Raw genomic sequence first — 25,202 nt, forward strand, 5'->3', positions numbered from 1 at the left:
ATGCTCTGAAAAGCCTTACAGGACGTGCCCTGCAGAGCGGAAGTTGTTTCTTTAGTCATTTTTATTTCATATTTTGCAGTTAAATTGTGCGATCGCCCCGGTTTTTCTGGATATGTCTTTTTATAGACCCAGAATTGCTAAGCGTGACGTTTAAGGTTCATTTACACTAGCGACGTTTTTTTACTTAATGGAATTAAGACAATGAAAATGATCAATCTAAAAACACTGTCCATCGTTAGCGCGGCAGTGCTTTGCAGTCATGCTGCCGTGGCGGGAACCTGGCAGGCGGGTGCATCTGCGCTGGTCGCTCCGGATCCGTACCGTGGTAATAATGACCACGTATACCCGGTACCGATCATCAATTACGACAATGATGATTTCTATTTTCACACCCTGATGGCGGGCTATTACCTGTGGAATGATGACGCCAACAAACTGAGCGTCACCGCCAGCTATTTCCCGTTGAGCTTTGACCCAAGCGACAGCGACGATAAGCGCATGAAGCGCCTCGATAAACGTCACTCAACGCTGATGGCCGGTCTGGCTTATTCGCATAATGCCGAGTGGGGTACCCTCCGCGCCAGCTTCAATGCGGATACGCTGGATACCAGCAATGGCATGACTGCTGATCTGGCTTATCTGTATGCCATTAAAGGCTCTAACTGGGCTGTGGTACCGGGCTTTGGTGTGACCTGGTTTAGCTCGAATCTCACCCAGTATTATTATGGCGTGACCAAAGACGAATCCCGTCGCAGTGGCTTCCATAGCTATTCCCCGAACGACAGCTTCAGCCCGTATGTTGAAGTCTCCGCAAAATATAACTTCACGCCAGCATGGCAAGGGTTCGTGACCGGTCGCTACCTGCGTCTGTCCAGTGAAGTGACCGACAGCCCGATCATCGAAAATAACTGGACTGGCGTGTTGTGGACGGGTGTGACTTACACCTTCTGAGGCAATGCACCATCATGGTGAACATATTGCACATTAGTGGGGCGTATCGCCCCATTTGCACATTTATAGATCAGTAAATTTTCAAAGAATCGAATTAACTTTTCAGCTATGACCCAACCGGAGGAAACAGATGAAAGCGAAGACCGTGCAATTGCCTGATGGCACGACAGTACCCGCAATCGGACAAGGTACCTGGTATATGGGGGAACGGAACAGTGATCTCCGTGCCGAAGTGAAGGCCTTGCAGCAAGGGCTGGATGCCGGTATGACGCTGATCGACACTGCAGAAATGTACGCGGATGGCGGTGCGGAAAGGGTGGTCGGTGAAGCGATATCCGGGCGGCGTGATGACGTGTTTCTGGTGTCAAAAGTGTATCCGCATCATGCCGGTGGCGCGAAAGCGATCGCCGCCTGTGAGCAAAGTCTGAAGCGTTTAAAAACAGATTGTCTAGACCTGTATTTGTTGCACTGGCGTGGTTCGATTCCGCTACATGACACTGTCACGGCGATGGAAAAATTGCAGCAATCCGGCAAAATCCGGCGCTGGGGTGTCTCTAATCTTGATACTGACGATATGCAGGCGCTGTGGAAAATCCCCGGAGGCAATGCATGCATGACCAATCAGGTGCTGTATCACGCGGCAGTCCGTGGCATTGAGTTTGACCTGCTGCCGTGGTGTGAGGAGCACAGCGTTCCCGTTATGGCCTATTGCCCGCTGGCGCAGGCCGGCAAGTTACGTCACGACGTCCTGACTGCACCGGTGATGCAGGAAATCGCCAACGCTCGGGGTGTCAGCAGCGCGCAGATTGCTCTGGCCTGGGTAACGCGCACCGGTAACGTGATCGCTATTCCTAAAGCGGTACAACCGCAGCACGTGAAAGATAATGCGGCGGCGCTGACGCTCAGCCTGACGGCCGATGAAATAGCACGAATTGACACAGTATTCCCGGCACCGAATCATAAAACGCCGCTGGATATGGTTTGAAGTCAATCATTCACATCGGTCATCAGACGATAAAAAGGGGCCATCTGGCCCCTATGTCATCTTTGCTGCAAACCTAAACCGGTTATTTACGGACAGAGAAGGTCACTGCCAGACGCGCTGGCGCGGCATGCGTAGAGGTGTGTGTATGAGAAACTTGCGCCGTTTCAACGCACACCATGGTTTTATATCCGTCATCCGGCATATCAGCCATGCTCACCGACAGTGCAGAACCCGGATTCCAGGCCACCACATCGGCGTTATTTTCATGTGCGACAACCAGCGTACGTTTCAGAACCGGATCAACGATTTCGCTGGTGGCTTGCGGCTGGGTGTAGATGCGGTCAGTCTGGCCCGTGAAGGTCAGATCACCGTCTTCCTGCTTGGCTTTTGCGCCATCGACTTTATCAATAAAGCTGTTGCCCAGGCCTTTAATAGTGACATCGGCGATGTCGCCAATGTTGAAATAGGTGTGCAGGGCGCTGTTGGCTTCGAAATCACCGGTCGACTCCAGCTCGATGTGGCAGGTTGCCCCGAGCGTGAAGCGTGCCGTCAGCGTGAATGCATGCGGCCATAATTCCAGTGTTTCAGGGGAGCTTTTCAGCGTTAAGGTCAGTACCACATTTTCGTCAGTTTCTTTGTGGTCAGTCAGTTCCCACGCAACGTTACGTGCAAAACCGTGTGAGGGTTTGCCCGCCGGACCAAACCACGGCCAGCAGATAGGGATACCGCCACGAATCGCAACGCCTTCTTTGAACGCGCTGGCGCTGCTCATCCATAGCACCGGCTCTTCGCCTTCAGGCTGCCATGCCAACAGATGTGCACCTTGCAGGGCAATGGCAGCACGGACTTTCGGATGAGTCACAACGAGTACCGGCAGTTCGTCGACAAGACGCTGGCTAACGGAGGTAGAGATTTGGTTTACGATCGGAAGAGAAAAGAGTTGTTCTGTCATTATCTAAAATCCTGTCAGGGTTAAACAATTACGATTTTGAACCAAGACTACACATGAACCAAACCCGTCTGTTTGATCGCACTCATGTGCTGATAAAAAAGTGCATCCGACAGAAAGCAAAAGGGCGACTTGCGTCGCCCTTCAATCAGTTCATTCACATAACCAATTATTTGGAAACGTGAGCGATCAGATCCAATACTTTGTTTGAATAGCCAGTTTCGTTGTCGTACCAGGAAACCAGTTTCACAAAGTTGTCGTTCAGCGCGATACCTGCTTTCGCATCGAATACGGAAGTCAGTTTTTCGCCGTTGAAGTCGGTAGATACTACGTCGTCTTCGGTGTAGCCCAGAACGCCTTTCAGATCGCCTGCTTCAGAAGCTGCTTTGATTACTGCGCAGATTTCTTTGTAAGACGCTGGTTTTTCCAGACGTGCAGTCAGGTCAACAACAGAAACGTTAGGAGTAGGAACGCGGAACGCCATACCCGTCAGTTTACCGTTCAGAGCTGGGATAACTTTACCTACTGCTTTAGCAGCACCGGTAGAAGAAGGGATGATGTTCTGGGATGCGCCGCGGCCGCCGCGCCAGTCTTTGTGAGACGGGCCATCAACGGTTTTCTGAGTTGCGGTAGTTGCATGAACAGTGGTCATCAGTGCTTCAACGATACCGAAGTTGTCGTTGATAACTTTAGCCAGTGGTGCCAGGCAGTTAGTGGTGCAAGATGCGTTAGAAACGATTTCCTGACCTGCGTATTCTTTATGGTTAACACCCATAACGAACATTGGGGTGTTGTCTTTAGAAGGACCAGTCAGAACAACTTTCTTAGCGCCTGCAGTGATGTGCTTACGAGCAGTCGCATCATCCAGGAACAGACCAGTAGCTTCAGCTACAACGTCAACGTTAACTTCATTCCATTTCAGGTTAGCTGGGTCACGCTCAGCGGTAACACGGATGGTTTTGCCGTTAACAACCAGGTGACCGTCTTTAACTTCAACAGTACCGTTGAAACGACCATGAGTTGAGTCGTACTTCAGCATGTATGCCATGTAGTCCGCGTCTAACAGATCGTTGATTGCTACGATCTCAATGTCAGAACGTTCTTGAGCAGCACGGAAAACAATGCGACCGATACGGCCAAAACCGTTGATACCTACTTTGATAGTCATATATTCCACCAGCTATTTTTTTAGTGAATAAAAGGTTGGTTGTAAAATTACAAAAACCTTGCTGAGCGTCAAGCGGAATCGTGTCAATTATTGCTGTAAGTCAAAGCGACGACCTACTCTTGCTCGCTTATTGCACGTTCCGTTTTTAAATCGGCTCACAACCACATGGGGGCGAAAAACAGAATATAAAGAGCCGGAAGATCAGGAGTGTGATCGCCATCACAAGTTGCAAGCTGGCTAACGCTGATGCCATACAGTTTAGGACAAAACGGGCAGACTCGTTGTTAATTTTTTGTTATTATAAACTGTTATTTAAGTTGATTTTTATATTCGTCAGAGAACGAGAATCATGAGCATTGAAGCCAAATCTTCCCCTACACTTGACCAACTCACTGAAATTCAACGTTATGTCACGCAGGAGCACGGAACAGAACCTCCGTTCTCCGGAAAATTGCTGCACAACCACCGCGAAGGGATTTATCATTGCGTGGTCTGCGAGTCAGCGTTGTTCTACTCCGATACCAAATACGATTCCGGCTGTGGCTGGCCAAGTTTTTATCAGCCAGTTAACCCTGATGCGATCAAATATCTCACTGATAATTCGCATAAAATGGCGCGTGTCGAAATCCGCTGTTCCCGCTGTGAAGCTCATCTGGGGCATGTTTTCCCGGATGGCCCGAAACCGACAGGTGAACGTTACTGCATAAACTCTGCCTCAATGAGCTTTACGGATGGCAAAAGTGGCAATAAAACCCGCGGTTAGTTCGCAAGAAAATGGTGATGTAATTTTACCGACAAAATCGATTCAGCTATTATTCAAAACCGTTTGAATAATACAGATGAACACAAGGTGCTCAGATGGAAATTAATCAACTTATTGATGTAATGACGCCGGAAATTTACGCACGTCTCGCGCAGGCAGTTGAACTCGGAAAGTGGCCGGACGGTGTCGCGCTGACGCCGGAACAGAAAGAGCACAGCCTGCAGGCCGTGATGCTGTATCAGTCGCGTCACAATGTTGATGCCCAGCACATGAGCATTGGCACGGACGGGCAGATTGTCACCAAAAGCAAGCAGGAACTGAAACAGCAATTTACGCAGGATACGCTGATTAAACTGAAGCCGGAGTAAGTGGGCGGGTTGCGAAAGTGCTGTTTGCTGATAAAGGCGCTGAAGCGCCTTTATCAAGTCAGACGGGAAGACAAATTCAGCCTGTTACTGCCTCAGAGGTACTGATTTTTGCCCCTGCTTTACGCATCGCTTCAACCGCTTCAGCACTGTCTTCGGGTTGCAGATTGACGCCACGGCAACCGTCGGTCAGCAGTGTCACCTGATAACCTTGCTCCAGCGCATCCAGCACCGTGAATTTCACACAGTAATCCGTCGCCAGCCCCATCACATACACATGTGTAATCTGCGCCGCTTTCAGCCAGTCATTGAGCATCGTAGCAGCACGATGTCCGTTATCGAAAAACGCACTGTAACTGTCGATGTCAGGATTGGTGCCTTTCTGCACCACAAAATCCACCTGCGGCAGATTCAGCCCCGGGTGAAATTCAGCGCCCGGTTCACGCTGAACGCAGTGAACCGGCCACCAGACTTGCGGCAGACCGTTCAGTTCGCCCGACGTCCAGGGCTCCGCGTGGGAATTCACCGCAAAGCTGCGATGTCCCGCCGGATGCCAGTCCTGCGATGCCACCACGGCGATGTCATGGCTTTTACACCATGTCATCATCTTATTGGCAACCGCAATCGTGGCGTCGCCGTCAGTCACGGCCAGCGCGCCGCTGCGACAAAAATCATTTTGCAGATCGACCAGCAACAAAGCAGATTTCATATCGCCCTCTTATTTATTCGGTGAGTTCGCCGCGCAGGTTTTGCTGCATCAGTTCGCGGATTTCCTCGGGAGTGTGTGACTGGCTGAGCAGATAATGCAACTTGGTCAGTGCCGCTTCCACGGTCATATCAAAGCCGCTGATCACACCGGAATGGGCGAGGGCGTTGCCGGTGGCATAGCCGCCCATGTTGACGCGCCCTGAAATACATTGCGTCAGATTAACCACCACAATGCCGCGCTCAGATGCGTCTTTCAGCACTTTCAGCAGGTCGCCTTTTTGCGGGGCGTTACCGACACCGTAGGAGCGCAGGATCAGCGCTTTTACCGGTTGCATCAGGAAGTTTTGTACCACTTCGGCGGAAATGCCCGGGTAGATCGTTACCACGCCGATCGGTTGTGGCGTGATGTGATGCACTTTCAGCTTCGCCGCAGGCACTTCAGGCAGTGACGGCGTGGAAAGTCGGCGGATGTGGATCCCGGCTTCCAGCAGCGGCGAAAGGTTCGGTGAGGCAAAGGCATCGAAACCATCTGCGTGCGCTTTGGTGCTGCGGTTGCCGCGATACAGACGGTTGTTGAAGAACAGGGTGACTTCGTTGACCGGATGATTCGCGGCGATATACAGCGAGTTCAGCAGGTTGATCTGACCATCAGAACGCAACGCTTCAAGCGGAATCTGTGACCCTGTCACAATCACCGGTTTGCTCAGATTTTCCAGCATGAACGACAGTGCAGAAGCGGTGAATGCCATGGTGTCGGTGCCGTGCAGGATAACAAAACCGTCGTAGTCGTCGTAATGCGCCTGAATATCGTCGGCGATGTGCTGCCAGTCTTCCGGCGTCATGTCGGAGGAATCCATCAGAGGCGCGTATTCCTGAATGGTAAATTCAGGCATCTCAGGGCGATGGAATTCAGGCATCAGCGCCAGCTGACGTTGTAAATGGCCGGACACCGGAATGTAACCCTGTTCAGAACGCTGCATACCGATTGTGCCGCCGGTATAGGCAACGTAAATAGATTTTTTAGTCATCGAAGATGTTCTTTTTTAGAAAGGTGAAAGCAACTGCGCTAAGTATAAAGGCTTCGTGGCTGACGTCCCACCCTAAAAAAGCCCGGAGTTCTCAGCAAGAAGCTCCGGGCTGTGCATTAAGGCGATTCTTTATCCCACATTATCCCAAAACGGAACGTTACTTCACATCACCACAGGTCAGGCAGAGTGCGTAACGGTTCTGCGGATCGTTCATGTTGCTGAACAGGTCAGCCTGTGATTTCAGCGCCATGGCCATTTTGCTCACCGGCGCAGGCAGATACGCCTGGATTGCCGCTGGCAACATAGCGTGGACCGATGCGCTGACCTGCGAGAATACCAGGTCGCTCAGGCTTGGCTCGCTGACATACCAGTTCAGTTGCCATTTTGGCAGTTTGGCCAGTTCAGCGGCTTTCTTCACAGCGTCATCGAAATCACCCAGCTCATCAACCAGGCCATTGGCTTTGGCATCTGAACCGATCCACACGTGGCCCTGGGCGATCTGGTCGATCTGCTCAGGCGTTTTGTGGCGTGAATCGGCAACCAGACCGAGGAAGGTTTTATAACCGTTCTCGATATTGAGTTGCATCATCTGCGAGAACTCCGGCGGCAGCGCTTTGGTGGAAGCGATATCCGCCAGCGGTGACGTTGCCACGCCGTCGGTATGCACACCCGCGTAATCGAGCGTGTTCTGGTACGTGTTGATTACACCAAAGATACCGATGGAGCCGGTGAGGGTGCTCGGGCTGGCGATGATGTAGTTGGCTGGTGTTGAAATCCAGTAACCGCCGGATGCCGCCATACCGCCCATTGAAACCACAACCGGTTTACCTGCGGCTTTCGCAGCCGCGAGTTCGGAACGGATGACTTCAGAAGCGCTGACGCTGCCGCCCGGGCTGTTAACGCGCAAGACAATCGCTTTCACTTTCGGATCCAGACGGGCATCACGAATTTGCTGTGCCGTGGTGTCGCCACCGACTGCGCCCGGTTGTTCTTCACCGTCGTTAATTGCACCGGTGGCAAAGATCACCGCGATTTGCGGATCGTTGTTGTCCGGTTTTGGCTTCGGCGAATAATCGTAAATGCTGGTGTAATTAAAGTCTTTGGTGTCTTTGTTCCAGCCAAAGGCTTTCACCATCTCGTTGTCGGCTTCGGTGCGTGACGCCAGTGCATCAACCAGCTTGGCTTTCAGCGCATATTGCGCCATATCACCGCCGGTTGCCTGCATACCCGCCAGCACGCCCGCCGCACCCGGGAACAGTTGTTCGGGCGTGATCTGACGGTTGGCTGACACGGTATTGAGATAGTTGGTCCACAATCCGCCAATCCAGCGGCTGTCTGCCTCACGGGCGTCAGGAGACATATCATCACGGATCAATGGCTCAACGGCAGATTTATAGGTTCCGACGCGGAAGATATTGGTGGTGACTTTCAGCTTATCCAGCAGGGATTTGTAATACAGATTGTTAGTGGCAAAACCGTGAAGATCGACCGCGCCCTGCGGCGACAGATAGATTTTGTTGGCGTAACTGGCCAGATAATATTGTGACTGGTTATAGCTGTCGCCGATGGCGTAAACCGGTTTGCCTGCATCGCGGAATTCACGCAGTGCTTTACCGATGTACTGCAGTGAAGACTGGTCGGTGCCGGTGAAATCGGTCAGCTGTAACACAATCCCGGTAACGTTTTTGTCGTCTTTAGCGGAGCGGATGGTCTCGACGAGATCAAACAGTGAGTTCTCCTGCAAGCGGCTGCTCGACGTGCCCAGCAATTCGCGTCCCCACTGACGGACTTTATTATTGACGGAAGGCTTGTCGACCACTGAGCCGCTGAGATCAACCAGCAGTGCACCTTGGGTCGTTTCGACAGGCTTGTCCTGCACGGCATACCAGATGCCAACACCAGCCAGAATAATGAGAATAAGGAATACGTTGAGAATGAATTCTCTGACGAAATTAAGAAGACGCCAGGTCCACTTAAAAAAACCGGCGATAATTCGCCACAATGTGCGCATGGTCTCTCCAACAAGACAGATAAGTCCCGCTATCCTAATGACCCGCCAGAAAAATGTCAGCTTTAAATCATGTCAGAGTTTGGCAGTGATGCATTATCTGAAAGCCAGTTGACCGTTGGAAAAAGGCGTTACGATTATGTTAACGTAATTCAAATAGCAATTATTCTCAGGAGAATATCATGGACGCTTTGGACTTATTACTTAACCGCCGTTCTGCTTCCCGCCTGGCTGCACCGGCACCGGCCGGTGAAGCGCTGCAAAACATCATCCATGCGGGTATGCGCGCCCCGGATCACGGTGCCCTGCAACCCTGGCGTTTTGTCATTGCTGAAAACGACGGCCTGACACGTTTCAGTGAGGTGCTGCGCGCGGCCGCCATAAAAGACGGCGCGGATGAAAAAGCCATTGAGAAAGCCACGCAGGCGCCCTTGCGCGCACCGCAAATTATTACCGTGATTGCCGTGTGCAAAGAAAGTCCTAAAGTACCGCAATGGGAACAGTTGCTTTCCGCCGGTTGTGCGGTTTACGCCATGCAGATGGCTGCACTGGCGCAGGGTTTTAACGGCATCTGGCGTACCGGCGCGTGGACTGATCATCCGGACGTACGCAAGGCATTCAAATGTGGTGAAAACGATAAAATCGTCGGTTTCCTGTATCTCGGTACACCGCAACTGAAAGCCAGTTTGCAGGTGATCCCGGCCGACAGCACGCCATTCATCACGCATTTGTAAAATCAGACCGCTCGCTTATTAACCGGTTTTGATCGGCCTTTTCCGATTAAACCGGTTTTTTGCTGCCTAAATGAGCGACCGCCGTCGCGGATCCTTGTAACCATCTTACTAATTACGCCGTCAGCGGCTAACATAGCCACTCTGCATGATGAGGACGTAGTGAAATGAAGGGTGGGATAATGGAAATCTTTGTCGCGATTACACCGCAAACAGGTGCCTGTTGATGCGTCTGTTCATTGCCGAAAAACCCAGCCTTGCCCGCGCGATTGCGGATGTCCTGCCGAAACCTCATCGCCGGGGCGATGGTTATATTGCCTGTGGCAACGATCAGGTGGTGACCTGGTGCGTCGGCCACTTACTCGAACAGGCGCAGCCCGATGCCTACGACAGCCGCTTTGCGCGCTGGTCGCTCGCCGATTTGCCGATCATTCCTGAAAAGTGGCAGCTTCAGCCGCGTTCTTCCGTCGCCAAACAACTCAACGTGATTAAACGCTTATTGCTCGAGGCCTCGCAGGTTGTCCACGCCGGTGACCCGGATCGCGAAGGGCAGTTGCTGGTGGATGAAGTGCTGGATTATCTCGAACTGACGCCGGAAAAACGTCACGCGACCCAGCGCTGCCTGATTAACGATCTCAACCCGCAGGCCGTCGAGCGTGCTATTGAGCGGTTGCGCGACAACCGTGATTTTATTCCGCTGTGTGTTTCCGCGCTGGCCCGCGCCCGTGCCGACTGGCTTTACGGCATCAATATGACCCGCGCCTACACCATTCTGGGGCGCAACGCCGGTTACAACGGCGTGCTCTCCGTCGGACGCGTACAGACCCCGGTTCTCGGACTGGTGGTCCGTCGCGATGAAGATATCGAAAACTTCGTGCCGAAAGATTTCTTTGAAGTAAAAGCGCATATCGTCACACCTGCCGAAGAGCGTTTTGTCGCGCTGTGGCAGCCGAGTGATTCCTGCGAGCCGTATCAGGATGAAGAAGGGCGATTGCTGCACCGTCCGCTGGCCGATCATGTCGTGGCGCGTATTGCCGGACAACCGGCGATGGTCACCGGCTATAATGACAAGCGTGAGAATGATATTGCGCCGCTGCCGTTTTCACTCTCCACATTGCAGATTGAAGGCTCTAAAGCCTTCGGGCTGAGTGCTCAGCAAATTCTTGATATCTGTCAGAAATTGTATGAAACGCACAAATTGATTACGTATCCGCGTTCGGATTGCCGATATCTGCCAGAAGAGCATTTTGCCGGGCGTCATGCCGTGCTGAATGCCATTGGCGTTCACCGGCCTGACCTGATGCCACAACCGGCAGTGGATACCGATTTACGTAACCGTTGCTGGGATGACAAAAAGGTTGATGCGCACCATGCGATTATCCCGACGGCGCGCAGCAGTAACGTCAATCTGACGGATGACGAACGCAAAATTTACGGCCTGGTGGCGCGTCAGTATCTGATGCAGTTCTGCCCGGATGCGGTTTACCGCAAATGTGTTATCGACCTGGATATCGCGGGCGGTAAATTTATCGCCAAAGCGCGTTTTCTGGCCGAGGCGGGATGGCGCACGTTGCTGGGCAGTAAAGAACGCGACGAGGAAAACGAAGGCACGCCGCTGCCGGTGGTGGCCAAAGGTGACGAACTGTTGTGCGAGCGCGGAGAAGTGGTTGAACGCCAGACCCAGCCGCCGCGGCCTTTTACCGATGCTACATTGCTTTCCGCCATGACCGGGATTGCGCGTTTTGTGCAGGATAAAGAACTGAAAAAAATCCTGCGTGCGACAGATGGATTAGGTACGGAAGCAACCCGTGCCGGGATTATCGAGCTGCTGTTCCGCCGCGAATTTTTGTATAAGAAAGGGCGCTATATTCATTCCAGCGATACCGGCCGCGCGCTGATCCACTCGCTGCCGGACATCGCCGCCCGCCCGGATATGACCGCTGACTGGGAATCCACGCTGACGCGTATCAGTGAAAAGAGCTGCCGTTATCAGGATTTCATGCAACCGCTGGTCGCGACGTTGCAGAATCTCATCATGCAGGCCAAAACGAACCGGGTGTCTTCGGCATTCCGCAGTCTGCCTTCCAAACCGGCGGGCGCTGTGGCGAAAGGCAAAAGCGCCCCTAAACGCCGCAAAGCGAGTACCAAAGGGAAGGAAGCAAACAGTGATGAATAATGTTTTTATCCGTAAAGTTCTGATGGCAGCGCTGATCAGTTCCGCGTTGCTGGCTGCACCGGCGATGGCGAACCGCAGCAATATCGGCAACGGTACGGATGTCGTTGTGCCATTGCCGCCGCAAATCTGGCAGAACAGCGGCAACAACAATAACAGCGCGCCAACCTGCCACAATTGCTGTATCTACAACAACCAGAGTTACAGCGAGGGGGCCGTTGTCACGGCAGACAGCGTGGTCCTGCAGTGTTCCCGTGATCCGAATGTGGTGGGCACCAACGAACTCAAATGGCAAGTGTTGAAGAAATAACGCTTTCTTAAAATGTTCAGACAAAAAAGGCGCGAAACTGGCAACAGTCCGCGCCTTTTTATTTGCCATGATCGCTAACCGGCAAATTTTGCCAGATAAGCTTGTGCCAGCGGGATATCCGCCGGTGCCAGTTCAAACGACAGCACCTCATCCGGCGTTACCCAACAGATTTCAGAGTGACACTGTAACCTAATCTCGCCGGTAAACCCGCTGACCCGCCAGCCATGCAAACGAATTAACCGTTCAGACTGTTGCACAACGCTGGTAGCGATGAAATTTTCCACCGTGGCAGTGATGCCCATTTCTTCCTGCAACTCGCGCACTAATGCAGCAGGCTGGCTTTCCCCGGCTTCGACTTTGCCGCCGGGAAATTCCCACAAACCGGCCTGATCGCCGGACGCATCCCGACGGGCAAGCAGCAATTTGCCCTCGCGCTCAATCAGGGCGGCGACCACATCAATCGTTTTCATGGTCATTACTTCAGGTCGAACGTCGCCCAGATTGGCGCATGGTCAGACGGCCTTTCCATCCCGCGGATATCGTAATCAATCCCGGTGGCGATACAACGCGCGGCCAGCGGCGTGCTCGCCATGATCAGATCAATACGCAGACCACGGTTTTCATCAAAGCCGCGTGAGCGGTAATCAAACCACGAGAATTTATCAGCGGTGTCGGGGTTGGCGGCACGGAAGGTGTCGATCAGACCCCAACCTTTCAGGCGATCCATCCACTCACGTTCTTCCGGCAGAAACGAACATTTACCGGTGCGCAGCCAGCGTTTGCGACTGTCTTCGCCGATACCAATGTCCAGATCGGTCGGGCTGATATTCACATCGCCCATCACCACGACCGGATTGTTCACCGACAAACTGGTGGTCAGGTAATCCTGCAAATCACGGTAAAACTTCTCTTTTGCCGGGAATTTAGTCGGATGGTCGCGGCTTTCACCCTGCGGGAAGTAACCGTTGATGACCGTCAGAATGCCTTGTGGCGTTTCGATATCGGTCATGATGATGCGGCGCTGAGATTCTTCATCATCACCGGGGAAACCACGGCGTACAGCGACGGGTTCTTGCTTGGTCAGCATGGCAACGCCGTAATGGCCTTTTTGCCCGTGATAAAACACGTGATACCCGTGCTGGCTGACTTCTTCCAGCGGGAACATATCGTCATGCACCTTGGTTTCTTGTAAACCAATAACGTCAGGCTGGTGCTGTTCGATTATTGCCGCAAGCTGATGTGGACGTGCGCGCAATCCATTGATATTAAAGGAGACGAACTTCATAGTCGGGAACCATTTGGCGATGAAATCAGAAGGGCGATAGTAGCAGAAAAAGGCGGGATGGCGAAACCAACATGTGCCGGATGCTGTCAGCAGAAATCACTATGAAAGCAAAATCCTTACCCGATCATCATGGCAGTCAGATGTCATTCAGCGAATTATTTTGTCAACTTTTCGTGACAGTCTCTTCTTCCGGTGTACATGAAAGAGTATTATGCCTGCAGCGATTTCCGCACCGGCAGAAAAAGGTCAACACTGATGCGTCTGGAAGTTTTTTGCGAAGACCGCCTGGGTCTCACCCGTGAACTCCTCGATTTACTGGTTTTACGCAGTATTGATTTACGCGGTATCGAGATTGCCTCGATTGGCCGTATTTACCTGAATTTTTCCCAACTGGATTTTGATACTTTTCGCGCCCTGATGGCTGAAATCCGCCGCATCGACGGCGTGACGGACGTCCGTACCGTGTCGTTCATGCCTTCCGAACGGGAGCATCGTGCGTTACGCGCTTTACTGGTTTCCATGCCGGAACCGGTTTTTTCCATTGATATGAAAGGCAAGGTCGAGCAGGCCAATCCGTCGGCGATGGCATTGTTTGAACTTGATGAAGACAAAATCCGCAATGTGACAGCAGCGAATCTGATCACCGGTTACAACGTCACGCGCTGGCTGGAAAGCGAAAATGCCCAGCCACACACCGAACGTATTGTGATCCGCAGCCAGGATTTCCTGATGGATCTCACGCCAATACATGTGGATGACGAAGACGAAAAAGGCGGAATTGCCGGCGCTGTCGTCATGCTCAAATCGGCTGCCCGCATGGGACGTCAGTTGCAGGATCTGACTGTTAACGATGACAGTGAGTTTGACCACATCGTCGCAGTCAGCACCAAAATGCGTCACGTTTTGGATCAGGCGCGTAAACTTGCCATGCTGGATGCGCCGCTGCTGATTGTCGGTGATACCGGCACCGGTAAAGATTTACTGGCGCATGCCTGCCATCTGCGCAGTGCACGCGGCAAAAAACCTTTCCTCGGTCTGAACTGTGCGTCGCTGCCGGATGACGTCGTAGAAAGTGAGCTGTTTGGCTATGCGGCAGGCGCTTATCCGAATGCGCTGGAAGGCAAAAAAGGCTTCTTTGAACAGGCTAACGGCGGCTCCGTGCTGCTCGATGAGATCGGTGAAATGTCGCCGAGAATGCAGATCAAACTGCTGCGCTTCCTCAATGACGGTACGTTCCGTCGCGTGGGTGAAGAGCACGAAGTGAAAGTGGATGTCCGCGTGATGTGCGCCACTCAGAAAAACCTGGTGGAACTGGTGCAGCGCGGCGAGTTCCGTGAGGATCTGTATTACCGCCTGAACGTGCTGAGCCTGACACTGCCACCACTGCGCGACCGTCCTGCGGATGTGATGCCGCTGACTGAACTGTTCGTGGCGCGTTTCTCGGATGAACAGGGGATGCCGCGTCCGAAACTGTCTTCACAGCTGGCGAATTACCTGACGCACTACGGCTGGCCGGGCAACGTCCGCCAGTTGAAAAATGCCATTTATCGTGCGCTGACGCAACTGGAAGGCGGAGAGCTACGCCCGCAGGACATCGTTCTGCCGGACTTCGATGCTGAAGTGACGATAGGTGAGGAAGCACTGAACGGTTCGCTTGACGACATCAGCAAACGTTTCGAACGCTCCGTGCTGACCCGGCTTTACCGCACTTATCCGAGCACGCGTAAACTGGCGAAACGTCTGGGCGTCTCACACACGGCTATTGCTAACAAACTGCGCGAATATGGCCTCAGCAGTCGTCGTGGCGAAACGGGCGACAGCGACGAGTAATTCCCGGTTCAGAAATGATGCGCAATAAAAAAGCAACGGATTACGCCGTTGCTTTTTTTTTATCTGCTAAGAAGTGATTATTTCAGCACAGCCAGCGCAGATTCATAGTCAGGCTCAGTGGTGATTTCATTCACCAGCTCGCTGTACAACACGTTATCCTGACCATCCAGCACCACAACCGCACGGGCAGTCAGACCGGACAACGCGCCATCGGTAATGCCCACGCCGTATTCGGATTTGAAATCACCGCCACGCAGGGTGGACAGGGTAATCACGTTGGACAGGCCTTCCGCGCCGCAGAAACGGGACTGTGCGAAGGGCAGATCAGCAGAAATGCACAGCACCACAGTGTTGTCGATGTCAGCCGCCAGTTGGTTGAATTTGCGGACGGACGTGGCGCAAACGCCGGTATCGATGCTTGGGAAAATGTTCAGGACTTTACGTTTGCCCGCGAAGCTGCTCAGGCTGACATCAGAAAGATCTTTAGCGACCAGGGTGAAAGGCTTAGCAACATCGCCTTTCTGAGGGATTTTGCCTGCAACGCTAACCGGGTTGCTTTGAAAGTGTACTGTCTGGGTCATGATTATTTCCTATTTCCATTTGAGTCAAACGGCTTTCAGTTTAGGGGAACAATGCTATGTTGGATATAGATTATTTGTTAATAAGTTGTATGTATTGATTGTATCCCGCAGGGCGCATTTCACTATTGGAGACGCTATGAGAAGTGTTCGCTTTTATCCTGAAGCCTGGCCGTTACATACGCCGTTTGTGATCTCCCGTGGCAGCCGCACTGAAGCGCGGGTGGTGGTGGTCGAAATAGAAGAAAGCGGCATTCGCGGCGTCGGGGAATGCACGCCGTATCCGCGTTATGACGAGAGCGAAACCTCGGTAATGGCACAAATCGCCAGCGTCGTTACCGCTATAGAACAGGGTGCCAGCCGCGAAAAACTGCAACAGATACTTCCGGCAGGCGCCGCCCGCAATGCGCTGGACTGTGCGCTGTGGAACCTTGAATCCCAGACCAGTGGCCTGAATTTATGGCAACTGACCGGCACTGAACCGCTGCCTTCCATCAGCATGGCGCAGACAGTAAGTATCGGTTCGCCGGAAGCGATGGCGGAAGCGGCGCTAGCCTTGCAGCAAAAGGGGGCGACTCTGCTGAAAATCAAACTTGATGACCGCCTGATTGCCGAACGGCTGGTGGCGGTGCGTGCCGCCGTGCCGAACGCCTCGCTGATTATCGATGCCAATGAAGCCTGGCAAAGTGACGGACTGGCGGCTCGCTGTCAGTTGCTGGCTGACCTCGGCATTCTGATGCTTGAACAGCCGCTGCCTGCCGGTGAGGATTCGGTACTGGAAAACTTTATCCACCCGCTGCCGATTTGCGCTGACGAAAGCTGTCATACGGTTGAAGGCTTACCGGCGCTGAAAAACCGCTATGACATGGTGAACATTAAACTGGATAAAACCGGTGGACTCACCGGTGCACTGGTGCTGGCAGAAGCCGCGCGTGAACAGGGTTTTGAGATTATGCTCGGCTGCATGTTGTGCACGTCACGGGCGGTTCGCGCAGCATTACCGCTGACGGCGGGGGCTAAGTTTATTGACCTTGATGGCCCGACCTGGCTGGCTCAGGACGTCGAACCGGCCATGAAATTTCACTGCGGTGGCATTGACGTTGCCGGTTCGGACTGACTTCGCCCGGCTTTTTATTCACCAAACCCGGCGGTTTTGTGCGCGAAGGCAAATCTGTAATGATTTCTTATAGGGAATTATTACCGGTAATGATAAAACTCGTGAATGTTTCAGGGCGTAGCCCTTTGTCAGTTCAGGAGAATTTATGCTGCAGGGAAATCCATTTCCGCTTTTATCGTATTCCGTATGCGCTGTGCTGGCGGCGCTGACTGCCAGTCAGGCTATCGCCGCTCAGGTTCCTGCCGGTTCCCAGCTCGCGACAAAACAGGAAATTGTCCGTCACATTAAAGACGAACCCGCCTCACTGGATCCGGCAAAAGTTGTCGGCCTGCCGGAAGCGCAGGTGGCGCGTGATTTATTCGAAGGGCTGGTGAATCAGGACGCCACCGGGAAAAATATTCCGGGCGTGGCGGAAAGCTGGCAAAACCAGAACAATCAGGTATTCCTGTTCACTTTACGCAAAGACGCCAAATGGTCGAACGGCGATCCGGTGACCGCACAGGATTTTGTCTATAGCTGGCAGCGTCTGGTGGATCCGAAAGGGTCATCATCCGGCGCGTGGTTTGCCGGGCTGGCCGGCATTGCTAATGCGGATGCGATTATCGCCGGGAAAATGCCGGTGGATAAACTGGGTGTGACCGCCGTCAGCCCGACGCTTTTACGCGTTACTCTGGATAAACCGGTGCCTTATTTCGTCAGTCTGCTGGCGAATTTCAGCCTGTTCCCGGTGCATAAAGCCACTGTTGAAAAATACGGTGATGAATGGACCAAACCGGGCAATCTGGTGGGTAACGGCGCGTATGTGCTGAAAGACCGCGTGGTCAATGAAAAGCTGGTGCTGGAACCGAACCCGTATTACTGGGATCATGCCCGCACGGTGCTGACGAAAGTCACCTTCGTGCCGATCAACAAAGAATCCAACGCCACGAAACGTTATCTGGCCAATGATATCGACATCACCGAGTCCTTCCCGAAAGACCAGTACAAAAAATTGCTGCATGATTTGCCGGGGCAGGTTTACACGCCGTATCAGCTCGGCACTTATTATTACGCCTTCAATACCCGCCGTGCGCCGACCGACGACGTCCGGGTGCGTCAGGCGCTTTCACTGAGCATTGACCGTAAAATTATTGCTGAAAAAGTGCTGGGCACGGGCGAAAAACCGGCGTGGCGCTTTACGCCGGATGTGACCAACGGCTTCAAACCGGTTGAAAGTGAGCTGCAGCAATATTCACAGGAAGAACTGAACGCACAGGCGAAAAGCCTGCTGGCGGCGGCCGGTTACGGCCCGTCAAAACCGCTGCATCTGACGCTGCTGTACAACACCTCGGAAAGCCATCAGAAGATTGCCATCGCAGTGGCATCGATGTGGAAAAAGACGCTGGGTGCCGATGTGAAACTGGTGAATCAGGAATGGAAAACGTACATCGACAGCCGCAACACCGGTAATTTCGATGTGATCCGCGCGTCCTGGGTCGGCGATTACAACGAAGCCTCGACGTTTCTGTCGCTGCTGACGTCCACACATAACGGCAACATCAGCAAATTCAGCAATGCGGAATACGATAAAGTCATCAGTGACGCCAGCCGTGAAACCAGCGAAGCGCGCCGCAATAATGACTACAACAAAGCCGAGCAGATTATTACCGGGCAGGCCCCCATTGCGCCGATTTATCAGTACACCAACGGCCGTCTGATCAAACCCTGGGTGAAAGGCTATCCGATTAATAACCCGGAGGATGTGGCTTACAGTCAGGAAATGTACATCCTCAGACATTGATATTTCTGACGTAAAAAAGCGCCCGCAGTGAATAGCTGCGGGCGCTTTTCTTTTATCTCATCTTTCAGTTTTTACGGCTGAACAGACGTAGCAAGAGTGCCGCACCTGCCGCAATCGTTGCCAGCGCCACCACACCCGTCCAGCCACCGGTTGCCAGCGCTTTACTGCCCAGCGCCGCACCGGCTGACATGCCGATAAACACCACGGTGAACAGCAGGGCATTCAGTCTGCCGCGTGCCGCTGGTTCAAGGCCATACACCAGCGTCTGATGTGCCACCAGCGTGGCCTGAATACCTAAGTCAAAACCGATGGCGCTCAGCACAATCAGCGCCAGCTGAGCGTGCGGTGACAACAGCGGTAACAGGAACATCGCCGCAAAAGAAATCATCACCAGTGCAGAACCCATTTGCGTGACCCGCGCCGGGCCTTTCTTATCGGCTAACGCCCCGGCCAGCGGCGCAGCTAATGCCCCTGCTGCACCCGCCAGACCAAATGCCCCGGCCACCGCGCTGCCCAGATGGAACTGTTCGTTAAGCATAATCGCCAGCGTTGACCAGAAGGCACTGAACGCGACGGACAGCAAACCCTGAGCCAGTGCGGCATGACGCAGTGTTTTATAGTTTTTCCACAAGCCAAACATCGAGTGCAGCAGACCGGCATAACTGATACGCGTATCCGGTTTGAAACGCGGCAATACCCGCCAGAGCGCAACGCCAATCAGCGCGACGCTCAGCGCCGCCAGCTGATACATCACCCGCCAGCCAAAATACTCGGCCACAAAACCACTGAGTACGCGGGAAAGCAAAATCCCGACCAGAAGACCGGTCATCACTGTGCCGACCGTTTTCCCCCGTTGTGCGGCTGGCGCCAGATGCGCCGAGGCGGGCACGATATCCTGCGCCATGGTGGCACCGATACCGGTGATCAGGCTGGCGACCAGCAAACCGTGAATGCCTGGCACAAAACCACACAGCAACAACGCAGCGGCCAGTAAAATGCTTTTCAGCAGAATAATGGTGCGGCGGTCATGGCGGTCACCCAGCGGAATGAGAAACAGAATTCCCAATGCGTAACCGGCCTGTGTGAGCGTCGGAATCAGACCGACGGACGTGGTGCTGGCTTGCAGATTACCGCCCATAATGCCGAGCATCGGCTGGCTGTAGTAAATCGAGGCGACGCTTAACCCCGCACCGGCGGCCAGTGTAAAAATGATTTTGCCCGACAGGGCGGATCCCTCAACATGGGATGTGCTGGTAAGTTCTGACATAACGTGACCCCTGAATAATAAGTTTGTAGCCGTAAGTGCGTGGAATGCATTCTTCACCCGAATGGTTATAAGTGGTAGCCTGCGGAAAGGTAAAACTGTTATACGTGAGGCGTATGAATACACCCGTCACCAGCGGTATTGACCGTATCGACCTGATGCAAACTTTTGTGCGTATTGTGGAAAGCGGCAGTTTGTCTGCGGCTGCGGCGCAACTGAGCACCAGCCAGCCGACCGTCAGTCGCCGTTTGCAGTCACTCGAGCGCCTGCTGGGCGCGAAACTTATCCTGCGCACCACCCACGCGATGAAGCTCACCGACGACGGCCAGCGGTGTTATGAGCAGGCAAAATTATTACTCGAACGCTGGGTCTCGCTGGAAGATCAACTAAGCGGGGCGGGTGATGAACCGGTGGGGACCCTGCGGGTGCGTGCGCCGCATGCGTTCGGACAGGACCAGCTGATCGCGCCGCTGACCCGTTATTTACAGCGATACCCGAATCTTTCCGTCGACTGGATGCTGAATGACCGCACGCCGGACTTCATTTCTGAAGATATTGACTGCGCCATTCAGGTGGGGAATGTTGCCGATCCGTCGATGGTGGCCATTTTGCTGGCCGAGGTGCCACGTATTGTGGTGGCGACGCCGGAACTGCTGCGGCAGCATCCGGTTACCCGGGTCAGCGAACTGGCAAAATTACCCTGGATTTCTTTCAGCACGTATTACCGCAACGAATTTACGCTAAAACATGACAATGACGGCAGAATGGAAAGTTGCAACATTGCGCCGCGTATGGCGACTGACAGTTTATACGCCATGCGTAAGGCCGCGTTGTCGGGATTAGGGGCGGGCATTGTGTCTGCGTGGATCGTCAAAGAAGACATCGCCGAAGGACGTTTACAGCGCGTATTACCCGGCTGGAACGCCTTGCCGCTGCCGGTTTATCTGGTCTATCCGTATTCCAGTTATTATCCGGCGCGCCTGCGCAAATTCCTCGAAATGATGCGCGGCGTGATGCCTGAACTGGCCGAAATGCAGACACCCGGCGGGTAGAAACACTCGGTTATGTCGCGAAACTGAGAGACTTAGCGCTAAACTTAAAACAGATAACGAAGAAAAAGCGAGGAATGTCGTGGAAGTCATCAAGGGAAAAGAACTACAGGTTTCAGATGCCGTTTATGCTTTCCAGATGGACGGACAGGGCGGCGTGAACGATATCAGTCCGCTATGTGTCGCCAGTGAAGATAAACCCTGCTGGTTGCATCTTGATTACACGCTTCCTGCCAGCGAACAGTGGATCAACAGCACGCCGGTGTTACCGGATACCGTGCGCGAGGCACTGGCCGGGGACAGCGTCCGCCCGAAAGTTATGCGCGTAGGCGAGGGCACGCTGATCACCTTGCGCAGTATCAATCTTAATGCGGATGCGCGGCCCGATCAGCTGGTCACCATCCGCGTCTACCTCACCGATAAAATGATTGTCTCCACGCGGCACCGGAAAGTGTTTTCCATGGAAGAGATGATCGGGGATATGAAGCAAGGCAGCGGGCCGCGGAATACCGGGCGCTGGCTGGTGGAAATTTGTGATGCGCTGACCGATCACACCAGTAATTTCATTGAAGATCTGCACGATAAAATTATCGATATTGAAGATGATTTGATGGAGCAGCAGGTGCCGGAGCGGGGTGCGATGGCGTTGCTGCGCAAACAGCTTATCGTTTTACGTCGCTATATGGCGCCGCAGCGCGATGTGTTCTCCCGCCTTGCCAGTGAACGCCTGCCGTGGATGAATGACGATGACCGCCGTCTGATGCAGGAAATTTCCGATCGGCTGGGGCGCGGACTGGATGATCTGGATGCCAGCATTGCGCGTACTGCCGTACTCTCGGATGAAATCAGCTCACTGTTGGCCGATTCACTGAACCGCCGCACTTACACCATGTCGCTGCTGGCGATGGTCTTCCTGCCTGCGACGTTTCTGACCGGTCTGTTTGGTGTCAATCTGGGTGGTATTCCCGGCAATACCTCGCCGTTTGGTTTCGGGATTTTCTGTGCCTGTCTGCTGGCGCTGGGCGGTGGTGTCGCACTGTGGATGAAAAAAAGCCGGTGGCTGTAGAGCATTAACTGGCTGAAAAAAAGCCAAAAAAAAGCCGGTCATAAGACCGGCGTCGTTCGAATTAAATTGTGCTATGCATTAATTCTAAAAATTTGGAAATAAGACAATATGGAGCACAACGCCCATCGCTTGACGTTGCATTCACCTGCGGAATAGATACTGCACCGATTCAGCCATTCTAATGTTGATTTCGCTCAATCTTTTTTAAGGTTTCTCCCCTGCGGAAGGCCTGTACAGGCATTTTTGCTTGCCTGCCTTATTTTCGACATAACAGGAGATTGCTGTGCATACCCGGGAAATGATTCATCAGGCGTATGAAAATACGACCACTAAAACATCCGGCATCTGGAAAAACCACCGCGACACGGGCGAAATCCGCACTGAGCCTTTTTATCACCCGACGCGGCTTGCCATCACCAGCGGTCATCGCGCAGGCCCCCGGATGGCGGGGTTACTGGCAGACTTAGCCACCGCTGCGCAGGGGGATCCGCTGGCCGATGTGGCGCAGGTTAACGGCATGCATTTCACTTTTTTCGCCATCACGCAGGCGCTGTATGACCGCCCTGAAGACGCGGAAGGCCTCGCGGATCTGATCAGCATTTTTGAACAGTATTGCCGTGGCCATGTTATGCAGATCAGCGATTTGCGGCTGGTGGCTTTACCGGATCAGCTTCTGCTGGCGGGATTTCCGGACGCGGAAAGTTTGCGGGTGAGACAGGCGCTGGTTGAGCATCTGCTGAATACGCCGTGGGCAGCCAGGATCAGAGAGCGATTCCCCAACACGGAAATCCCGCAAGTCTTCTGGCACAGCACCTTGCTGCGTTACAGCGCGCAATATCTGCCTGAATCGCTGCGTGTCTGGTTCCATGAAAACCGGCAGAAAGACTTTGGCTCGCTGAGTTTGCCGGTGAACCTTGTCATGACTAATTACAACTGGACGGAGACGTTCACACTAGCCTGATAAACAAAAAGCCCGCATTGCGCGGGCTATAAGATTCACAGTGAACGCTGCGCGGGAGATTATTTAATTTCCAGCACGTTCAGACGTTCAACCGGCACCGCCGCTTCATCTTCATCCGGCTGCCAGCCAACAGGCTGCATCGGAATATCTTCACGGTCAAACGCCAGATCTCCACCGTCGACTACGGCATCGCCATGACGGATCCCTTTAAAATCGAACAGATTCATGTCATTGAGATGCGAAGGCACCACATTTTGCATCGCGCTGAACATGGTCTCAATGCGGCCAGGATATTTTTTATCCCAGTCTTTCAGCATGTCGCCGATAACCTGACGTTGCAGGTTTGGCTGCGAGCCGCACAGGTTACAAGGGATAATCGGGTATTCGCGCGCAATCGCAAAACGTTCGATATCTTTCTCGCGGCAGTACGCCAGCGGACGGATCACGATGTGTTTACCGTCGTCGCTCATCAGTTTTGGTGGCATTCCTTTCAGCTTGCCGCCGTAGAACATGTTGAGGAACAAGGTTTGCAGAATGTCATCGCGGTGATGGCCGAGGGCAATCTTGGTACAACCCAGTTCCGTCGCGGTGCGGTACAAAATCCCGCGGCGCAGACGTGAACACAGGGAACAGGTCGTTTTGCCTTCCGGGATTTTATCTTTGACGATGGAATAGGTGTCTTCGGTGACAATCTTATATTCCACACCCAGCGCGTCTAAATACTCAGGCAGGATGTGTGCCGGAAACCCCGGTTGTTTCTGGTCAAGATTGACCGCCACCAGTGAAAAATTCACCGGCGCGCTTTGTTGCAGGTTGCGCAAAATTTCGAGCATGGTGTAGCTGTCTTTTCCGCCGGAAAGACAAACCATAATGCGATCACCTTCTTCGATCATACCGAAGTCAGCAATTGCTTTCCCAACGTCACGGCGCAGGCGCTTTTGTAGCTTGTTGAGGTTGTACTGATCTTTTTTATTAACTAATTGATTATCTGACATTTTTTGATGTTCGATTCGTCTGGTGGCGCAGCAGGGGGAAAACCTGCAACGCGAGTTTCTTGTTCAGCATACCGGTCGGGTCGCTTTCATGCTCCAACTGCCGATGATAAAAGGCGGGTTTGTTCCCGCAGTCAGCATCCGGCATGCGTTCGTGTGGCGCGTATGATACGGATTACGCCGTGAAATGTCAGCGCGTTTTATAGCAGCATTCCGGCATGCTCCGCTTGGGGAAAGGGAGTTGCAGGTCTGGAAGAAGAGGCGACCCTTATTTTCGGTGTTGTCACGGACAAATAAACTTTCAGATGTTCATAAGTACTTTCGGTCATCTCCGGCCAAGAATCGGCAAATTTTTCAGGCAATAGTTTAGGTTATTTTACTTGTCCGCAGAGGGGAAGCGGGGCTGTTTAAGGGATTTTGTGCCTTGAATGACACACCTGTGATGAAGGTACGGGGCAAATACAGATGTTTCTCAATGAACAAGCTGAAATGCTAACTATGCTTACTAAACGCATTGTTAAATCAGAATCACTTTTAGGAGAGAAGTATGAACAGGAAAAACCTTATTGCCGCGTCACTTGCCGCTGTATCCATTCTTTTTGTCGCAGGTTGCGCGTCTAATCAGGCGATTAAAACTACGGACGGGAAAACCATCGTCACAGACGGTAAACCTCAGGTAGATGACGATACCGGTCTGGTGTCTTATAAAAATGCCGAGACGGGTAAAACCGAGCAGATCAATCGCGACCAGGTTAAAAATATGAGTGAACTGGATAACTGATTTATCCGGAAATTCTGACAAAGGAGAGAATGATGAACAGGAATTTATTGCCTCAAAAAATGCTTTTGCCTTTAGCCGCTATCCTGTGTGTCGCAGCGCTGTCTGGCTGTACCCGCACGAGTTATGCGATTCAGACCAATGATGCGCGAACCATCATCAGCGACGGTAAACCGAAAGAAGCAGATTCCGGTCTGCTGGAATATACCGACGCCAATGGTGTGAAACAGCAAATCAGCAAAACTGAAGTGAAACAGGTAACAGAACTTCCGAAGTAAATCCGGTGCGTAATCTTTTTTTGTCTGATATTAAAACCCGCTGCTAAAGCGGGTTTTTTATGAACGGATTACCGCAAACCGTTGC

The 25,202-nt window shown here is 52.9% G+C and carries 25 protein-coding genes and 1 pseudogene; 15 read left to right on the forward strand and 11 right to left on the reverse strand.

Annotated elements, in window-relative coordinates; all coding sequences use genetic code 11:
* The first annotated feature begins 201 nt into the window (after positions 1-201).
* Together GW591_RS05385 and GW591_RS05390 are read left to right on the forward strand one after the other, a co-directional pair.
* Positions 202-951 carry a MipA/OmpV family protein gene (locus tag GW591_RS05385; RefSeq protein WP_013575359.1) on the forward strand — a complete coding sequence of 250 codons (750 nt, stop codon included), beginning with the start codon at positions 202-204 and terminating at the stop codon, positions 949-951.
* Between the two features lie 130 nt (positions 952-1,081).
* Complete coding sequence (locus GW591_RS05390) at positions 1,082-1,936, forward strand: aldo/keto reductase (RefSeq protein ID WP_112152625.1); 855 nt, start codon at positions 1,082-1,084, stop codon at positions 1,934-1,936.
* 82 nt (positions 1,937-2,018) lie between these two features.
* Here GW591_RS05390 and GW591_RS05395 read toward each other — a convergent pair whose 3' ends face one another.
* Both GW591_RS05395 and gapA read right to left on the reverse strand, forming a co-directional pair.
* On the reverse strand, positions 2,019-2,888 hold the full coding sequence (locus tag GW591_RS05395) for a D-hexose-6-phosphate mutarotase (RefSeq protein ID WP_119261589.1): 870 nt from the start codon (positions 2,886-2,888) through the stop codon (positions 2,019-2,021).
* 166 nt (positions 2,889-3,054) lie between these two features.
* Positions 3,055-4,053, reverse strand: coding sequence for a glyceraldehyde-3-phosphate dehydrogenase (gapA, locus tag GW591_RS05400; protein ID WP_013575362.1), 999 nt, complete (start codon positions 4,051-4,053; stop codon positions 3,055-3,057).
* A gap of 349 nt (positions 4,054-4,402) precedes the next feature.
* Here gapA and msrB point away from each other — a divergent pair, with 349 nt between their 5' ends.
* Entirely contained in the window at positions 4,403-4,816 is a 414-nt protein-coding gene (msrB, locus tag GW591_RS05405; RefSeq protein WP_119261590.1) for a peptide-methionine (R)-S-oxide reductase MsrB, read from the forward strand.
* Between the two features lie 95 nt (positions 4,817-4,911).
* On the forward strand, positions 4,912-5,184 hold the full coding sequence (locus tag GW591_RS05410) for a YeaC family protein (protein WP_015689892.1): 273 nt from the start codon (positions 4,912-4,914) through the stop codon (positions 5,182-5,184).
* 76 nt (positions 5,185-5,260) lie between these two features.
* Here the strand turns inward: GW591_RS05410 and pncA are convergent, their stop codons facing one another.
* The 3 genes from pncA to sppA all read right to left on the reverse strand — a co-directional run bounded on the left by pncA (position 5,261) and on the right by sppA (position 8,928).
* The gene (gene pncA, locus GW591_RS05415; RefSeq protein ID WP_013575365.1) at positions 5,261-5,890 is read right to left on the reverse strand and encodes a bifunctional nicotinamidase/pyrazinamidase; all 630 of its coding nucleotides are present in this window, start codon (positions 5,888-5,890) and stop codon (positions 5,261-5,263) included.
* Positions 5,891-5,903: 13 nt separating this feature from the next.
* Positions 5,904-6,917, reverse strand: coding sequence for an asparaginase (gene ansA, locus GW591_RS05420; protein ID WP_013575366.1), 1,014 nt, complete (start codon positions 6,915-6,917; stop codon positions 5,904-5,906).
* A 157-nt stretch (positions 6,918-7,074) separates the two neighbouring features.
* The gene (sppA, locus tag GW591_RS05425; protein ID WP_013575367.1) at positions 7,075-8,928 is read right to left on the reverse strand and encodes a signal peptide peptidase SppA; all 1,854 of its coding nucleotides are present in this window, start codon (positions 8,926-8,928) and stop codon (positions 7,075-7,077) included.
* Between the two features lie 179 nt (positions 8,929-9,107).
* On the opposite strand from sppA, the gene GW591_RS05430 reads away from it, so the two are divergent.
* The 3 genes from GW591_RS05430 (at position 9,108) to GW591_RS05440 (ending at position 12,139) form a co-directional block, all read left to right on the forward strand.
* Positions 9,108-9,659, forward strand: a complete 552-nt coding sequence (locus GW591_RS05430; RefSeq protein ID WP_166860224.1) for an NAD(P)H nitroreductase — start codon at positions 9,108-9,110, stop codon at positions 9,657-9,659.
* A gap of 223 nt (positions 9,660-9,882) precedes the next feature.
* Positions 9,883-11,832, forward strand: a complete 1,950-nt coding sequence (locus tag GW591_RS05435; RefSeq protein WP_013575369.1) for a DNA topoisomerase III — start codon at positions 9,883-9,885, stop codon at positions 11,830-11,832.
* A complete protein-coding gene (locus GW591_RS05440; RefSeq protein WP_013575370.1) occupies positions 11,825-12,139 on the forward strand; it encodes a DUF1496 domain-containing protein in 315 nt (104 codons plus the stop codon). Before GW591_RS05435 ends, GW591_RS05440 begins: the two co-directional genes overlap by 8 nt.
* A 74-nt stretch (positions 12,140-12,213) precedes the next feature.
* On the opposite strand, the gene GW591_RS05445 is transcribed toward GW591_RS05440, so the two are convergent.
* Positions 12,214-12,615: a pyrimidine (deoxy)nucleoside triphosphate diphosphatase gene (locus tag GW591_RS05445; protein WP_318644543.1), complete on the reverse strand. Its 402-nt coding sequence runs from the start codon at positions 12,613-12,615 to the stop codon at positions 12,214-12,216.
* The gene (gene xthA, locus GW591_RS05450) at positions 12,615-13,424 is read right to left on the reverse strand and encodes an exodeoxyribonuclease III (protein WP_013575372.1); all 810 of its coding nucleotides are present in this window, start codon (positions 13,422-13,424) and stop codon (positions 12,615-12,617) included. The genes GW591_RS05445 and xthA overlap by 1 nt, the downstream gene beginning before the upstream one ends.
* A gap of 255 nt (positions 13,425-13,679) precedes the next feature.
* Between xthA and tyrR the strand changes: the two genes are divergently transcribed.
* Positions 13,680-15,254 carry a transcriptional regulator TyrR gene (gene tyrR, locus GW591_RS05455; protein ID WP_015689897.1) on the forward strand — a complete coding sequence of 525 codons (1,575 nt, stop codon included), beginning with the start codon at positions 13,680-13,682 and terminating at the stop codon, positions 15,252-15,254.
* Between the two features lie 77 nt (positions 15,255-15,331).
* Here tyrR and tpx read toward each other — a convergent pair whose 3' ends face one another.
* Positions 15,332-15,835, reverse strand: coding sequence for a thiol peroxidase (gene tpx, locus GW591_RS05460; protein ID WP_013575374.1), 504 nt, complete (start codon positions 15,833-15,835; stop codon positions 15,332-15,334).
* Positions 15,836-15,971: 136 nt separating this feature from the next.
* Here tpx and ycjG point away from each other — a divergent pair, with 136 nt between their 5' ends.
* On the forward strand, positions 15,972-16,949 hold the full coding sequence (ycjG, locus tag GW591_RS05465) for an L-Ala-D/L-Glu epimerase (protein ID WP_013575375.1): 978 nt from the start codon (positions 15,972-15,974) through the stop codon (positions 16,947-16,949).
* Between the two features lie 145 nt (positions 16,950-17,094).
* Positions 17,095-18,729, forward strand: coding sequence for an ABC transporter substrate-binding protein (locus GW591_RS05470; protein WP_166860228.1), 1,635 nt, complete (start codon positions 17,095-17,097; stop codon positions 18,727-18,729).
* A 64-nt stretch (positions 18,730-18,793) separates the two neighbouring features.
* Here the strand turns inward: GW591_RS05470 and GW591_RS05475 are convergent, their stop codons facing one another.
* Positions 18,794-19,996: an MFS transporter gene (locus tag GW591_RS05475; protein WP_013575377.1), complete on the reverse strand. Its 1,203-nt coding sequence runs from the start codon at positions 19,994-19,996 to the stop codon at positions 18,794-18,796.
* A gap of 113 nt (positions 19,997-20,109) precedes the next feature.
* Here GW591_RS05475 and GW591_RS05480 point away from each other — a divergent pair, with 113 nt between their 5' ends.
* The 3 genes from GW591_RS05480 to GW591_RS05490 all read left to right on the forward strand — a co-directional run bounded on the left by GW591_RS05480 (position 20,110) and on the right by GW591_RS05490 (position 23,069).
* Positions 20,110-21,045: a LysR family transcriptional regulator gene (locus tag GW591_RS05480; RefSeq protein WP_013575378.1), complete on the forward strand. Its 936-nt coding sequence runs from the start codon at positions 20,110-20,112 to the stop codon at positions 21,043-21,045.
* 79 nt (positions 21,046-21,124) lie between these two features.
* Entirely contained in the window at positions 21,125-22,108 is a 984-nt protein-coding gene (gene zntB, locus GW591_RS05485) for a zinc transporter ZntB (protein ID WP_013575379.1), read from the forward strand.
* Positions 22,109-22,391: 283 nt separating this feature from the next.
* Positions 22,392-23,069: a hypothetical protein gene (locus tag GW591_RS05490; protein ID WP_041673129.1), complete on the forward strand. Its 678-nt coding sequence runs from the start codon at positions 22,392-22,394 to the stop codon at positions 23,067-23,069.
* Between the two features lie 59 nt (positions 23,070-23,128).
* Here GW591_RS05490 and ttcA read toward each other — a convergent pair whose 3' ends face one another.
* Both ttcA and GW591_RS24065 read right to left on the reverse strand, forming a co-directional pair.
* Positions 23,129-24,064 carry a tRNA 2-thiocytidine(32) synthetase TtcA gene (ttcA, locus tag GW591_RS05495; protein WP_112152468.1) on the reverse strand — a complete coding sequence of 312 codons (936 nt, stop codon included), beginning with the start codon at positions 24,062-24,064 and terminating at the stop codon, positions 23,129-23,131.
* A gap of 105 nt (positions 24,065-24,169) precedes the next feature.
* Positions 24,170-24,301: pseudogene (locus tag GW591_RS24065) on the reverse strand (site-specific integrase); the annotation flags it as partial.
* 307 nt (positions 24,302-24,608) lie between these two features.
* Here GW591_RS24065 and GW591_RS05500 point away from each other — a divergent pair.
* Together GW591_RS05500 and GW591_RS05505 are read left to right on the forward strand one after the other, a co-directional pair.
* Entirely contained in the window at positions 24,609-24,842 is a 234-nt protein-coding gene (locus GW591_RS05500) for a YgdI/YgdR family lipoprotein (RefSeq protein WP_015689902.1), read from the forward strand.
* Positions 24,843-24,874: 32 nt separating this feature from the next.
* Positions 24,875-25,117: a YgdI/YgdR family lipoprotein gene (locus GW591_RS05505; protein WP_013575383.1), complete on the forward strand. Its 243-nt coding sequence runs from the start codon at positions 24,875-24,877 to the stop codon at positions 25,115-25,117.
* Positions 25,118-25,202: the final 85 nt, after the last annotated feature.

It is taken from the genome of Rahnella aceris (genome assembly GCF_011684115.1).
GTDB classification, from domain to species: domain Bacteria; phylum Pseudomonadota; class Gammaproteobacteria; order Enterobacterales; family Enterobacteriaceae; genus Rahnella; species Rahnella aceris.